The sequence below is a fragment of the Pseudomonas sp. 10S4 genome (genome assembly GCF_034344865.1).
GTDB lineage: Bacteria > Pseudomonadota > Gammaproteobacteria > Pseudomonadales > Pseudomonadaceae > Aquipseudomonas.
This window is the reverse complement of record NZ_CP133774.1, coordinates 4,735,482-4,749,323: the sequence shown is the minus strand read 5'-3', so window position 1 is coordinate 4,749,323 and position 13,842 is coordinate 4,735,482. Positions and strand designations below refer to the sequence as shown.

The following is a 13,842-nucleotide window of genomic DNA, read 5'->3' as shown; positions in this document are numbered from 1 at the left end:
GCCGTTGTGGCGGTCATCGGAGTGCGTTTATAGCAAGAAATTCAGTCCAGCGGCTGTATATAGAAGACAAACGGCTGCGCCACGCGGGTCAGGCGTGGCGCATTTTGCTGTTTATAGCGGTTTTAGCGCTTGAGTTTGCGCTTGTTGCGGTACTGGTCGATGACCACCGCCACCACAATAATCAATCCTTTGATGATGTCCTGAATATACGCATCGACCCCGACAAAGGTAAAGCCACTGGCCATTACCCCGAGGATCAGCGCGCCAATCACGGTCCCGGTAATGCGCCCTACGCCGCCGGCCAGGCTCGTACCACCGATCACCGCAGCGGCAATCGCATCCAGTTCATAGGACATGCCCATCCCGGCCTGCCCCGTCGCGGCTCGGGCTGAAGCCACCACACCGGCCAGGCCAGCGAGCAACCCGGCGATGCTGTAGACGATCACCAGATGCCGCTTGACGTTGATCCCGGAGGTCCGCGCCGCCTGCATGTTGCCGCCGATGGCGTAGGTGTACTTGCCGTACTTGGTGTAACGCAGGGCGATATGGAAGATCACCGCCACTACCAGGAAGATGATCACCGGCATCGCGCCGTGGCCAATGGCAGTGTAGGAATCGGAGAGCATGCTCACCGGTTGGCCTTCGGTGTAATACCGCGCCAAGCCACGTGCCGAGACCATCATGCCGAGGGTGGCAATGAACGGTGGAATCCCGGTAACGGCAATGATGCTGCCGTTGATCGCCCCCGCCAGCAATCCGACCCCGAGCCCGGCAATCACCGGTATCCACACCGGCAAGTCGGTCAGCGACGGAAACACCGCCCGGGCGAAGTCCGAGGTCTGGGCCAGGCTGGCGGCAATCATCGCCGACAGCGCCAGCACCGAACCGGACGACAGGTCGATACCGGTGGTGATGATCACCTGGGTTACGCCGATGGCCAGCAGGCCGATGATCGACACTTGCAGGATCATCAGCACCAGGCGCTGGGAGTTCATCAGGAAGCTCTGGTCGCGCACGATCCAGCCAAACACTTCGAAGACCAGGCCGATGCCGATCAGCACCAGGAAGATACTCAGTTCGGTCGGAAAGCGCCGACGACTCTTGGTCGGTGCCGTTGCTGGCTTGTTTTCCAGTATCGCGTTCATAACCACTCACCCTTCTAAAAAATCCGGTATCGACTACATACCCTGTGGCCTGAGATTGCTTGTGGCCAGGGCGCTTAATTGTGGCGAGGGAGCTTGCTCCCGTTGGACTGCGCAGCAGTCCCATGCCATTGGGGCCGCTTCGCAGCCCAACGGGAGCAAGCTCCCTCGCCACAAGCAAGCTCCCTCGCCACAGAAATTGTGTTTACCCTTGAATTAGTGAACCACGGACATGCCCGAGGCCAGTTGCATCACCCGTTCCTGGGTCGCTTCGCTGCGGTCGAGGGTGCCCATCAGGTCGCCCTCGTGCATGACCATCACCCGGTCGCTCATGCCAAGCACTTCCGGCAGCTCCGAGGAAATCATGATCACCGCCATGCCTTCGCTGGCGAGGTAGGAAATAAGCCGGTAAATCTCGTACTTCGCGCCGACATCGATGCCCCGGGTCGGCTCGTCGAGGATCAGGATGCGTCCGGATCGGTGAACATCCACTTAGCCAGCACGACTTTCTGCTGGTTGCCGCCGGACAAAGTGTCGATGCACTGCTCCAGCGACGGGGTTTTGACCCGCAGCTTTTTGCACATGTCTTCGCACAACACCCGCAGGGCTTTCTGCTGAATGAAACCGTGACCGGCGTAATGCGGCAGTACGGCCATCTCCATGTTTTCCAGCACCGACAGGCACGGAAACAGGCCACTGAGCTTGCGATCCTCGGTCAACAGCGCGAAGCCTTTCTCGATGGCCATGTGCGGATCGCTGATACGCACTACCTTGCCGTCGAGGCGAATCTCGCCGCCGTCGCTGGGGGTGATGCCGAAAATTGCTTCGGCGACGTTGGTCCGCCCCGAACCCATCAATCCGGCGATCCCCAGAATCTCCCCGGCGTGCAGATCAAAGGACACACCTTTGAAAATGCCGTCGAGCTTGAGGTCGCGCACCGAAAGCAGCAGATCGCCAATCGGCTTCTCACGCACCGGGAACAATTGGCTCAGTTCGCGACCGACCATCATCGAAATCAGGCTGTCGCCGTCCATGCTGTCGGCCCGTTGCAGGCCGATGTAGGCGCCGTCACGGAACACCGCTACTTCATCGGCGATGGCGAACACTTCGTTCATTTTGTGGGTGATGTAGATGATGCCTTTGCCCTGGCTCTTGAGGTCGGCAATGATCGAGAACAGATGGGCGACTTCCTTGTCGGTGATGGCCGAGGTCGGTTCGTCCATGATCAGAATGTCGGAGTCGTAGGACACAGCCTTGGCAATCTCGACCATCTGCCGCTCGGCGATGCTCAGGTTGCCGACCTGTTCTTCCGGATCAAGGTTGATCCGCAGGCGTTCCAGCAGTTTCGCGGTGCAGCGATGCATCTCGCGGTGATCGACCATGTGAAAACCGTTGAGCTGCTCACGCCCGATCCAGATGTTCTCGGCGATGCTCATGTGCGGCATCAGGTTGAGTTCCTGGTGGATCATCGCGATCCCGGACTGGAGCGCCGCCAAAGGCGTCTCGAAAACGACCTTTTTGCCCCGCAGGCGCAGTTCGCCAGCGTCCGGCTGGTAGATGCCAGCGATGATTTTCATCAGGGTGGATTTGCCTGCGCCGTTCTCGCCCATCAGGGCCAGCACGGAACCGGGACGCACCCGAAGCTGCACATCGGACAAGGCCACCACACCGGGAAAACCCTTGCTGACGTTGATGATCTCCAGCAGGTACGGCTCATCGACAGGTGTTGCGGTTGGCTGGATACCCACCAACGGGGTGCTCGAAGCAGTCGCTGAAGCGAACATGATCAGGTACTCCATCAGCAAGATCGCGGTGGCGACCTTGCGTACTTATTGTTGTTATTGAACGGACGGACTATTTAAAGGTATCGACGTTTTGCGGGGTGATCAGGCGATATGGCACCCACACGGCCTGTTCAACCGGCTCGTTCTTGGCCATTTTCACGGCCGTGTCGATGGAGCCGTCCGCTTGACCTTTTGCGTCCTGGAACACCGACACCGCCATGTTGCCTTTCTTGATCGCGTTCAAGCCGTCCGGCGTACCGTCGACACCGGCAATCAGCACACTGCCCTTCTCGACGCCGGCCTGTTGCAGGGCCATCGCAGCGCCGATGGCCATTTCGTCGTTGTTGGCCACTACCGCGTCAAACTTGCGACCCTGGGTCAGCCAGTCGTTGACCAGGGTCATGCCTTTATCCCGCGACCAGGTGCCGGTCTGCTCTTGCTCGATCTTGATGTTCGGGTACTTGGCCAACACCTCTTTTACGCCTTTGGTGCGGTTGGTAGTGGAGTTGTTGGCCAGGTCGCCGAGCAGAATCACGATGTCGCCCTTGCCGCCCATTTTGTCGGCCAGGTATTGCATCTGCATTTCACCGGCCTCCAGGTCGTTGGAGGCCACCGTGACCACACCTTTAGGCAACTTCAGGTCATCCGGGCGGCGGTTGACGTAGACCAGCGGAATGCCAGCCTTGACGGCGGCTTCGGTGATTTTTTTGGTGGCGGCGGTGTCAACCGGATTGACCACGATGGCATCGACTTTCTGGCTGATGAAGCTCTCTACCTGGCTCAATTGCTTGACCACGTCGCTGCGGGCATCTTCGAACTGCAGCTGCACGCCATCGGGATAGGCCTTGGCTTTCTTGTCCATGGATTCGCGCAGGTAGGTCAGCCAGGTGTCATCGAACTGGGACATGCTTACGCCAATCCTCATATCGGCCAATGCAGCGCCGCTGACGAACATCAGGGACAAGGCAAGTGCGGTGAAACGGATCTGGGTCTTCATGAAAAGTCTTTCTCCACATTCTTGTTGGTTTTATGGATAAGGCGTGACGATTTCAGTGACTGGGCAAGCGGACAATCGGCGCACCGGGAATGCAGCAGACCAGGGCACCCTTGCGTTCAACGCAGAGCAAGCGGGGAATGGACAAGCGGGTAAAGAAAAGGAACGAGGCGCGAGGCAGGTCGCGAAAGAGATGTGTAGCGGAACGTAAAACATGCAAAGCAGCGTTAAAGGTTTTCATCGACGGTACCTGGCTTTTGTTTCTTGTTTTTGGTTCGTCCTGCACTCGTTCGAGCGTGGCTTGAGCGAGATTGAACGTTGATAGTCGGCAACCTGGAAATGACTTTATTGGAAAATAATTTCTATATCAACTAATTTTAGAATTTTATTCTGTTTTTATTCCACGGTGGTCGAACTGCCCCAAATCCACCACTTGATGGCGCTCAGCACTCATTCGCGCAGCGTCCAGTACGCGAGTGGTCGCCAGTGCATCACGGGCCTCGACGGGCAGTGGGCCACCGCTCTGCAACGCGGCTTGTAGCTGTAAATAGAACTGATTCCAGCAGCCACGCTCAGACGGAACCCGCTCGCGCACCTCGCCCTGTTCAAACCAGCCCCAGCGTCGGTGTTCTTCCACGCCCCAGCGGTCGCCTTCGGATTTAGGCGAGAGCCCGGCCAGCACCGAGTCCTCTTGCCCGTCCAGACCGTCGACGCTGTAGCAGCCTTGGGTGCCAGTCACGCGGAAACGCGGTCCGGGGGTGTTTTGCAGACAACTGCCGCCCAGGTGCGAGGTCACACCGCTGGCGTGGGTCAGGGACATAAAGAAGCCGTTGTCGAAGACCTGGCCTTTTTCCAGGTATTCCAGTTCGGCGTACACCCGCGTCACCGGACCGAACAGCAGCAGCGCCTGATCCACCAGATGGCTGCCCAAGTCGCGGAGAAAGCCGCCGCCGCTGCCATTGTTCACCGCTTGCGGCGAGTAGCGTTCGATCCGCGATTCGAAACGCGTGATCTGGCCCAGCGCGCCGGACTCAATGAGTTTGCGCACGGTGAGGAAGTCCGAATCCCAGCGCCGGTTCTGGTAGACGCTGAGCCGCACACCCTGACGCTCGGCCATGGTGATCAGGGTTTGCGCCTGTTGCGCATCAGCGGCGAACGGTTTGTCGCTGACCACCGCCACGCCGTGCTCGATGCCGTCGAGTACCAGCGCCGGCCGGCCCTTGAGCGGTGTGGACACCACCAGCACATCGACCCCGGCTTCGACCAGTTGGCCGATGCTGTCGAAGGCCGGCACGCCGGGGTGTTCGGCGGCCAGCAATTGTCGGCGCTCTGGTGAACGGGTGACCACACCAACAAAGGTCGCGCCCGGCAGGCTGCTGAGCAGCGGAGCATGGAAAAACCGGCCGCCATGGCCGTAACCGACAAGTCCGATACGCATGTGTGCATTCCTTCTTATTGTTCTGTTAACCACTCACCGGGTGTACGCGGCCCCTGTGGGAGCGGGCTTGCTCGCGAAAGCGGTGTGTCAGCCGACATCAATATTGACTGGTCCGCCGCCTTCGCGAGCAAGCCCGCTCCCACAAGGGTTTTGTGGTGGGCTTAGCGGCAGAGTTCGCTTTTGACCCGTTCCAGCATCATCCGGTTGGACTCGTCCGGCCGGTCTTCCCAGGCGAACACCGAGACCGTGGCAATGCCGTCGAACTGGATCTCGCGCAACGTGCCGAAGAACGCATCCCAATTGACCTCACCCTGGCCGATGTCCAAGTGCTGGTGCACGGTGGCGACGACGCCCGGCGGGTTGACGATGTAGCGCAACCCCGAAGAGGCCTTGTGGTTGTAGGTGTCAGCGATGATCAGGTGGCTGAGTTTCGAGCCGGCGTACTTGAGCATCGAAGCAATATCACCGACGCCGTCGTCATAGAAAAACGTGTGCGGCGCGGCGTAGAGGTAGTTGATCCACTCGCAATCCAGCCCGCGAATGATGTCCACCGACTCGTTGTTGCGCTCGCAGAAGTCATACGGATGCGCCTGGATGTCGAGCTTGATGCCTTCGCGTTCGAACTCGGGCATCAGCTCATCCATGGAGCGCATGAACTGGTTTTCGCACACCAGCGGGTTGTCCGACTGGCCGGTGAATTCGGTATTGACCAGTTCGCAGTCCATCTCCACGGCAATCTGGATAGCGCGCTTCCAGTTGCGCACGGCGGCGACTCGCAGGCCTTCGTCGGCGGCGGCCCAGTGGTACATGGGTAATAAAGACGAGAGTTTGACCCCGGTGTCGCTCAGGGCTTTGCGAAATTCCTTGATCCGCGCCTTGTCGACGCGCGGGGCCTTGTAGAACGGCAGGAAATCTTCCCGAGGCGACAGCTCGATGTGTTCGTAGCCGAGCTCGGCGACCTTGTCGACCATCTTGCCCAGGGACAGATTGCGGTACATGTAGGGGTCTAGTGCGATGCGCATGTTCTTGTTCTCCTTCACCACTCCCCTGTGGGAGCGAGCTTGCTCGCGATGACGGCGGTACATTCAACATTGAAGTCGCCTGACACACCGCTATCGCGAGCAAGCTCGCTCCCACAGGGGACCATTGTTAACCGTAGAAGTGTGGGCGCTCTGGCAGGCCGACTTTGACGATCTGGCCGCTGTTTTGTGCTTCGATGCACGCGTCCGCCGCCACTGCTGCTGCGAAGCCGTCCCATGCCGATGGGCCACCGACTTGACCTGCACGCACGCCATCAATGAAGGCCTGAAGCTCAACGTCGTAGGCCGCGATAAACCGATCCTTCCAGTCCATCAGAATCGCGTTCGACAGCTTCGCGCCACTGCGCAACTGCACCTGTTGCGGCTCCGGCAATTTGGCGATGCCGGTCTCCCCCACCACTTCGCACTGGATGTCGTAGCCGTACTGGCAATTAACGAAGACTTCGACGTCGATGCGCGTGCCCTTGGCGGTTTCCAGCAGGACGATTTGCGGGTCTTTCAGATGTGCGAGGGCTTTGCTGGTCTTACGTGGGAACACTACTTGCACCGAGACGTAATCGTCATCGAGCAACCAGCGCAGCACATCCAGTTCATGGATCAGCGTGTCGGTGATTGCCATGTCGGTCTTGTAGTTCTCGCCCACGGTCGGGTTACGGTGTGCGCAGTGCAGCATCAGCGGTTCGCCGATCTGGCCGCTGTCGAGCACCGCTTTGAGGGCGCGATAACCTTCATCGTACGGACGCATGAAACCGACCTGCACCAGGCGCTTGCCGTGGGCCACTTCGGCCTCGACGATCTTGCGGCAGCCTTCAGCGGTAACGGCCAGGGGTTTCTCGCAGAACACCGGTTTGCCGGCGGCAATCGCAGCCAATACGAATTCTTCGTGGCTCGGGCCCCAGGAGGTAACAAGGATTGCCTCGACTTCCGGGGCCTTGATCAGCGCATGACCGTCGGGATAAACCTCGGCGGTCAGTTTCAGGTCGGACACGACTTTCGCCGCTTGCTGCAAATTGATGTCGGTGACGGCAACGACCTGGCTATTGAGCAAGGTCTGGCTGCAACGACGGATATGGTCCTGGCCGATGGCCCCGGTGCCGATGACGCCAATCTTTAAAGACATGTAGAGACTCCTGGAGTTGTAGTTGTTCGTTCAGGGCAATCAGTACTGACGGGCCTTGGCCAGTCGTTCGTTCAGGGTCTTGGCCACCGTATCGGTACGGGCGCTGGTGGAGACTTGCGCCACACCGACCCGCCACCACGACAGGTATTTGTGAATCATCGTCTTGGGCAGAACCTTGATATCGATCAGGGTCGAAACCGTCTGCAACCGCGCATCCGCCAGCGCCGCTTGCAACTCTTCAACGGTGTTCACCTTGTAAGTCTTGCAGCCATAAGCCGCTGCGCTCATGGCGAAATCCACCGGGACGAAGCCGCCATCGAGCTTGCCGGTCTCCGGATTACGGAAACGGAACTCAGTGCCGAAGCTGTCCATGCCGTGTTCCATTTGCAGGTTGTTGATGCAGCCGAAGGTCATGTTGTCCAGCAGCACCACGTTGATCTTGCGCCGCTCCTGAATCGAGGTCGCCAGCTCCGAGTGCAGCATCATGTAAGAGCCGTCACCGACCAGCGCATAGACCTCGCGCTCCGGCTCGGCGAGTTTTACGCCGAGTGCGGCGTTGACCTCGTAACCCATGCAGGAATAGCCGTACTCGACGTGGTAGGTGTTCACGCCCTTGCTGCGCCAGCTGCGCTGCAAGTCACCGGGCAGGCTGCCGGCAGCGGCGACGATCACCGCGTCGTCGGCCAGGGTTTCGTTGAGCACGCCGAGCACGCGGCTTTGGGTCAGGCAGGAGCCGGTCAGTTCGATAAATTCCCGCAGGACCGCCGGGTCCATGTGGTCGTTGATTTCCGGGATGAAATCCTTGGCCTGGTATTCGACTTGGTAGATGCGGTCGACTTCTTCGTCCAGTTGCGCCTTGGCCTGACGGGGTTGATCGCCCCAACTCGAACGGTAATCGCCCAATGCGACCGCCAGTGCCTGTAAACCGGTTTTGGCGTCGGCCAACAACTGCACGCCGTCGAGTTTCAGGGCATCGCACGGGCTGATATTGAGGTTGAGGAATTGCACGTCCGGATGCTGGAACAACGACTTCGACGCGGTGGTGAAGTCGCTGTAACGGGTGCCGATTCCGATGATCAGATCAGCGTCCTTGGCCAGCAGATTCGCCGCCAGACAACCGGTTTCGCCGATGCCGCCGACGTTCAGCGGATGGCTCGACACCACCGCGCTCTTGCCGGCCTGGGTTTCAGCGAAAGGAATATCGAAGCGCTCGGCAAACGCCTGCAACGCGGCATTGGCCCCGGAATAACGAACGCCGCCACCGCAAATGATCAGCGGCTTGCGCTTGCCTTTGAACAGCGCCAGCGCATCACCCAGCATGGCTTCGGTGGCCGGACGCCGCTCGATGCGGTGCACGCGTTTTTGCAGGAAGTAATCCGGGTAATCGTAGGCCTCGGCTTGCACGTCTTGCGGCAAGGCCAGGGTCACGGCGCCGGTTTCCGCGGGGTCAGTGAGCACGCGCATGGCGTGGATCGCCGCGGTCATCAATTGCTCGGGACGGTTGATGCGGTCCCAGTATTTGCTCACGGCTTTGAAGGCATCGTTGGTGCTGATGCTCAGGTCGTGGAACTGTTCGATCTGTTGCAGCACCGGATCTGGTTGGCGACAGGCGTAGACATCGCCAGGCAGCAGCAACAACGGAATGCGGTTCGCAGTGGCGGTGGCGGCAGCGGTCAACATGTTCGCCGCGCCGGGGCCGACCGATGAAGAGCAAGCGTAGATCTTGCGGCGCAGGTGTTGCTTGGCGAAACCGATAGCCGCATGGGCCATGCCTTGCTCGTTGCGACCCTGATGGACAATCAAGTCGCCGCTGTCCTGCTCCAGGGCCTGGCCCAGACCGAGCACGTTGCCGTGGCCGAAAATGGTAAAGATCCCGGCGACGAATTTGCTCTGAACCCCATCGACCTCGATGTACTGGTTATCGAGGAATTTCACCAGGGCCTGGGCCATGGTCAGTCTTGTTGTGGTCATGCTTGCACCTTCCTTTGAAGCTAAATCCGGTATGTGCTCTGAAATCCAATCACTGTGGGAGCGGGCTTGCTCGCGAAGAGGCCGTCACATTCAACATCTTCGTTGGCGGACCTACCGCTTTCGCGAGCAAGCCCGCTCCCACAGGGGATCTTCATTAACCTTGAGATTTTTGCAGGTGGTTCATGCTCGCGCCGATCGCCTGTTCGATATCCGCCAGACCATGCACGCTGTCGGCAAACGGTTCGAACGACAGATAGCCGCTGTAACCGCTGGCGAGCAACTTCTCAATCTGCGCCGCATTGCCAAGGATGTCGCTCTCGCCCACCAGCACGCGATGGCCGTCGCGGATGCTGTTCAGCGGTGCTTCGGCATCCTCGACGCCAGAGATGTGCACCAGCCCGGTCAGCTCAGGGAAGAACTCCTGCTCCCCGGCCAGGTGATGGTGGAAGGTGTCGTGGACCAACCGGAACACATCCAGCCCGCCAATCACCTTGATCGCGTCCACCGCCGTGCGTTTGCGCCGCAGTGAACACTCTTCAAACCCCAGCGGTTCGATGAAACCGAGAATGCCGTGATCGCGCAGGATCGGCGCCAGTTCAGTCAACGCCGTGCGCAAACCCGAAGCACGTTCGGCTTCATTGCGCGAGTCGGCGCGATCATTCAACGGGCACATCACCAAACCTTGAGCGCCGCAATCACGAGCATAAGCGGCAAGCTTCACAGCCTGAGCCCGACGCTCGTCATTCCACACATCAAACGGGTACAGCGCGTTAATCGACAGCACGGTGATGCCTTTGGCCGCGCACAACTCACGCACGCGCTCAGGCGCGGTGCCGTCTTCGATCTCGACGCCGCTTAGGTCGTTGCGGATCTCGATGGCGTCGGCCTTGAGGGTCACCGCCAACTCGATGAACGCGGGCAGGGACAAACGGGGGGCGACCATACGGTTCAAGGCGAAACGCAGGGGCTTGCTCATTATTGTTGTTCTCCAAAAGGGTGAGTTATTTGGCGGTTGGCATGCTGAATTCAGGACCTTTGGCGATGCTGTCGGGCCAGCGTTGCATCACGCTTTTGTAGCGACTGTAGAAACGAATGCCTTCTTCGCCATACGCGTGGTGATCGCCGAACAGCGAGCGCTTCCAGCCACCGAACGAATGCCAGGCCATCGGCACCGGATCGGCACGTTGATGCCGACCATGCCGACCTTGATCGTGCGGGCAAATGCGCGGGCAATGCCGCCGTCACTGGTGAAGCAGGACACGCCGTTGCCGAACTCATGGGCGTTGATCAACGCGACGGCGCTGGCAAAATCCGGGACGCGGACGATGCCCAGCACCGGGCCGAAAATTTCTTGCTGGTAGATGCTCATCTCGGTCGTGACGTTATCGAACAGCGTCGCGCCAACGAAGAAACCGTTCTCGGCCCCCGGCACCTTGAAGTTGCGGCCATCGACGATCAACTGTGCGCCCTGGGCCACGCCTTCGCCGATAAAGCCTTCGACCTTGGCCTTATGCTCGGCGGTGACCAGCGGCCCCATATCGCTGTCGCCCTGCATGCCGTTGCCGACCTTCAGTTGATCGATGCGCGGCAGCAGTTTGGCAATCAATTGGTCGCCGACATCACCGACTGCGACGGCAATCGAGATCGCCATGCAACGCTCGCCAGCCGAGCCGTAAGCCGCGCCAATCAGCGCGTCGGCGGCTTGATCGAGATCGGCGTCGGGCATGACGATCATGTGGTTCTTCGCCCCGCCCAGCGCTTGCACGCGTTTGCCACGAGAAGTGGCTTGCTGGTGGATGTACTCGGCAATCGGCGTCGAACCGACAAAGGAAATCGCCTCAATGTCCGGGTGTTGCAGCAAGGCATCCACCGCCACTTTGTCGCCCTGAACCACGTTGAACACACCGTCCGGCAACCCGGCTTCAGTGAGCAAACGGGCCATCAGCAAACTGGCGGACGGATCACGCTCGGACGGCTTGAGGATGAAGCAGTTACCGGTGACCAGCGCCAGCGGGATCATCCACAGCGGGACCATCACCGGGAAATTGAACGGTGTGACCCCGGCGCAAACGCCCAGCGGTTGACGCAGGTTCCAGTTGTCGATGCCACCGCCGATGTTGTCGCTGAAATCGGTTTTCAGCAGGTTCGGCGCGCCACAAGCGTATTCGACGATTTCGATGCCGCGAGTGACTTCACCCTTGGCGTCGGACAGCACCTTGCCGTGTTCGCGGCTGATGATTTCCGCCAGCTCGTTGTGATGACGGTCGAGCAGTTCCTTGAACTTGAACATCACCCGGGAGCGACGCAGGGACGATTGCTCGGACCAGGCCGGGAATGCTTTTAACGCCGAGGCGACGGCTTGGTCGACGGTCTTTTGGCTGGCCAGACCGACTTGTGCCTGGACCGCGCCGGTGGCCGGGTTGAACACGTTGCTGAACCGCTCACTGCCGCTGTCCTGCACCTGACCGTCGATGTAATGGCCTAAAACCGGGGCGTTGCTCATTGTTCTTGTTCTCCGTGAAAGTGTTGGAATTCAGGCTTTCTAATTCAAAGATCCAATAGCCAACTGTGCTGCGGATCGTTATGGAACTGCCAGACGCGTTTCGGCCCGGCCATCACGTTCAGGTAGTACGACTCGTAGCCGTACGGCACGCTGACCGGGTGGTAACCCTTGGGCACCACGACCAGGTCGCTGTTTTCCACGGCCATGGCTTGATCGATGCTGCGGTCGTCGGTGTAGACCCGCTGAAACACAAAACCCTGGGGCGGGTTGATCTGGTGGTAATAGGTTTCTTCGAGAAAGCTCTGGTGCGGCAGGTCGTCGGTGTCGTGCTTGTGCGGCGGGTAGCTCGACGAGTGCCCGGACGGCGTGCGCACTTCCACCACCAGCAGCGAATGCGCGGGCTCGGTGTCCGGCAGGATGTCGCAGACGTAACGGGTGTTGGCGCCCTTGCCGCGCACGCTGCGCTTCATGGTGTCGGGTTTGATCAGGCGCGGACCGATGCCATTGCTCGTCGAACCCGGCGCAGCACACACAGCGATTTGCACATCGCTGAGCGCAACCACTTGCGCCTGACTGCCCGGCGGCAAGTAGGCGGCGAACGGCGATTTGTCTTCGAACACCGATTGGCGGTCGCCGAGGTTGTCCCAATCGAACGCGCCCTGCCCCGGCGCTTCGCCCTTGATGCTGACGCGACCGCTGAGCAGCACCAGGCACAGTTCTTTATCGCCCGCAGGCACCGGCAAGGTTTCACCGAGGCTCAAGCGGTACGCGGCGAAACCGACGTATTCCAATTCACCTTTGCCCAGCTCGACCATGGTCCGGCCACGGGCATTGCTTTTGACCAGCAGGCTCATCACTTAGTCCTCTCATCGAGCAGTGCGCGCAGGGTGTCGAAGCCTTTTTTGGCGTAGACATAACTTGGCGCTACTGCCGGATCCTGTTCAGCTTCGACCACCAGCCAACCGTGGTAATCAGCGGCAAGTAACACGTCGAGCAAGGCGCCGAAATCGATGTCGCCATCGCCGGGCACGGTGAAGGTGCCGTTGATGATGCAGTCCGGAAAGCTCCAGAGGTTGTTGCGCGCCAGTTGCACCACCGGTTTGCGCACGTCCTTGAAATGCACGTGGCAGATTCGTTCGATGTGTTTGCGCAGCACCTGCAACGGTTCGCCGCCGCCCATGTAGCAGTGGCCCGAATCGAACAGCAGGCCGACTTCGCTGCCGGTCAGCGCCATCAGTTTGTCGATGTCGGCCGGGGATTCGACGTAAGCGCCCATGTGGTGGTGATACGCCAAACGCACGCCTTGGGACAGGGTGAAACGCGCCAGTTCAGTGAGTTTGTCGGCGTATTCCTGCCAGGCTTGTTCGGTGTGGAAACGCGGGCGTTCGACCAGTGGAATGCGCTGGCCTTGAATCGAGTCAGCGACTTCGCCGTAGACCAGCACCTTGGCCCCGTTCTTGGCCAGCAGCTCGACGTGGCTGCCGATGGCGTCGATTTCTTCGGCCACCGAACGGCGGGCCAGACGGCTGGAGTACCAGCCGGAGACCAGCGCCAGATCGTAAGGCCGCAGCACATCACCGACGCCTTTGGCATCCTTGGGAAATTTACCGTTGAGTTCGAAACCTTCGTAGCCGATCTCTTTGCCTTCGCTCAACGCGGTGCTCAGCGGCGTCTCGCCACCGAGGGACGGCAGGTCGTCGTTGCTCCAGGAGATCGGGTTGATGCCAATTCGGATAGCGGGCATGGCTGCACCTATTATTGTTTTTACAAATCAGTAAGACCGACGCTAATCCCCTGTGGGAGCGGGCTTGCTCGCGAAGGCGGTGGGTCAGGCAACATTGATGTTGAAT

Annotated in this window: 10 protein-coding genes and 2 pseudogenes; all 12 read right to left on the bottom strand. The window is 59.7% G+C overall.

Annotation, left to right across the window (positions count from 1 at the left end; translation table 11 throughout):
• Nucleotides 1–122 precede the first annotated feature (122 nt).
• Nucleotides 123–1,145: an ABC transporter permease gene (locus RHM58_RS22345; protein ID WP_054052830.1), complete on the bottom strand. Its 1,023-nt coding sequence runs from the start codon at nt 1,143–1,145 to the stop codon at nt 123–125.
• A 213-nt stretch (nt 1,146–1,358) separates the two neighbouring features.
• Nucleotides 1,359–2,926, bottom strand: a pseudogene (locus tag RHM58_RS22340) (sugar ABC transporter ATP-binding protein).
• 70 nt (nt 2,927–2,996) lie between these two features.
• Nucleotides 2,997–3,923: a sugar ABC transporter substrate-binding protein gene (locus tag RHM58_RS22335; protein WP_201257520.1), complete on the bottom strand. Its 927-nt coding sequence runs from the start codon at nt 3,921–3,923 to the stop codon at nt 2,997–2,999.
• 52 nt (nt 3,924–3,975) lie between these two features.
• Nucleotides 3,976–4,161, bottom strand: coding sequence for a hypothetical protein (locus tag RHM58_RS22330; RefSeq protein ID WP_242486429.1), 186 nt, complete (start codon nt 4,159–4,161; stop codon nt 3,976–3,978).
• A gap of 144 nt (nt 4,162–4,305) precedes the next feature.
• Nucleotides 4,306–5,358, bottom strand: a complete 1,053-nt coding sequence (locus RHM58_RS22325; protein WP_322268220.1) for a Gfo/Idh/MocA family protein — start codon at nt 5,356–5,358, stop codon at nt 4,306–4,308.
• Nucleotides 5,359–5,519: 161 nt separating this feature from the next.
• Nucleotides 5,520–6,380, bottom strand: a complete 861-nt coding sequence (locus tag RHM58_RS22320) for a sugar phosphate isomerase/epimerase family protein (RefSeq protein ID WP_201257522.1) — start codon at nt 6,378–6,380, stop codon at nt 5,520–5,522.
• Between the two features lie 127 nt (nt 6,381–6,507).
• A complete protein-coding gene (locus tag RHM58_RS22310) occupies nt 6,508–7,518 on the bottom strand; it encodes a Gfo/Idh/MocA family protein (protein WP_201257523.1) in 1,011 nt (336 codons plus the stop codon).
• Between the two features lie 39 nt (nt 7,519–7,557).
• Nucleotides 7,558–9,489: a 3D-(3,5/4)-trihydroxycyclohexane-1,2-dione acylhydrolase (decyclizing) gene (iolD, locus tag RHM58_RS22305; RefSeq protein ID WP_322268219.1), complete on the bottom strand. Its 1,932-nt coding sequence runs from the start codon at nt 9,487–9,489 to the stop codon at nt 7,558–7,560.
• Between the two features lie 154 nt (nt 9,490–9,643).
• Nucleotides 9,644–10,465 carry a TIM barrel protein gene (locus RHM58_RS22300; protein ID WP_322268218.1) on the bottom strand — a complete coding sequence of 274 codons (822 nt, stop codon included), beginning with the start codon at nt 10,463–10,465 and terminating at the stop codon, nt 9,644–9,646.
• A 25-nt stretch (nt 10,466–10,490) separates the two neighbouring features.
• Nucleotides 10,491–11,992: pseudogene (locus RHM58_RS22295) on the bottom strand (CoA-acylating methylmalonate-semialdehyde dehydrogenase).
• Nucleotides 11,993–12,036: 44 nt separating this feature from the next.
• Nucleotides 12,037–12,846 carry a 5-deoxy-glucuronate isomerase gene (iolB, locus tag RHM58_RS22290; protein WP_322268216.1) on the bottom strand — a complete coding sequence of 270 codons (810 nt, stop codon included), beginning with the start codon at nt 12,844–12,846 and terminating at the stop codon, nt 12,037–12,039.
• A complete protein-coding gene (gene iolE, locus RHM58_RS22285) occupies nt 12,846–13,736 on the bottom strand; it encodes a myo-inosose-2 dehydratase (RefSeq protein WP_201257528.1) in 891 nt (296 codons plus the stop codon). The genes iolB and iolE overlap by 1 nt, the downstream gene beginning before the upstream one ends.
• Nucleotides 13,737–13,842 lie beyond the last annotated feature (106 nt).

What these genes read in the sequence shown, in the direction of transcription:
- RHM58_RS22345 (WP_054052830.1), bottom strand. Translation starts at nt 1,145, where the DNA reads ATGAACGCGATACTGGAAAACAAGCCAGCAACGGCACCGACCAAGAGT.
- RHM58_RS22335 (WP_201257520.1), bottom strand. Translation starts at nt 3,923, where the DNA reads ATGAAGACCCAGATCCGTTTCACCGCACTTGCCTTGTCCCTGATGTTC.
- RHM58_RS22330 (WP_242486429.1), bottom strand. Translation starts at nt 4,161, where the DNA reads ATGAAAACCTTTAACGCTGCTTTGCATGTTTTACGTTCCGCTACACAT.
- RHM58_RS22325 (WP_322268220.1), bottom strand. Translation starts at nt 5,358, where the DNA reads ATGCGTATCGGACTTGTCGGTTACGGCCATGGCGGCCGGTTTTTCCAT.
- RHM58_RS22320 (WP_201257522.1), bottom strand. Translation starts at nt 6,380, where the DNA reads ATGCGCATCGCACTAGACCCCTACATGTACCGCAATCTGTCCCTGGGC.
- RHM58_RS22310 (WP_201257523.1), bottom strand. Translation starts at nt 7,518, where the DNA reads ATGTCTTTAAAGATTGGCGTCATCGGCACCGGGGCCATCGGCCAGGAC.
- iolD (WP_322268219.1), bottom strand. Translation starts at nt 9,489, where the DNA reads ATGACCACAACAAGACTGACCATGGCCCAGGCCCTGGTGAAATTCCTC.
- RHM58_RS22300 (WP_322268218.1), bottom strand. Translation starts at nt 10,465, where the DNA reads ATGAGCAAGCCCCTGCGTTTCGCCTTGAACCGTATGGTCGCCCCCCGT.
- iolB (WP_322268216.1), bottom strand. Translation starts at nt 12,846, where the DNA reads ATGAGCCTGCTGGTCAAAAGCAATGCCCGTGGCCGGACCATGGTCGAG.
- iolE (WP_201257528.1), bottom strand. Translation starts at nt 13,736, where the DNA reads ATGCCCGCTATCCGAATTGGCATCAACCCGATCTCCTGGAGCAACGAC.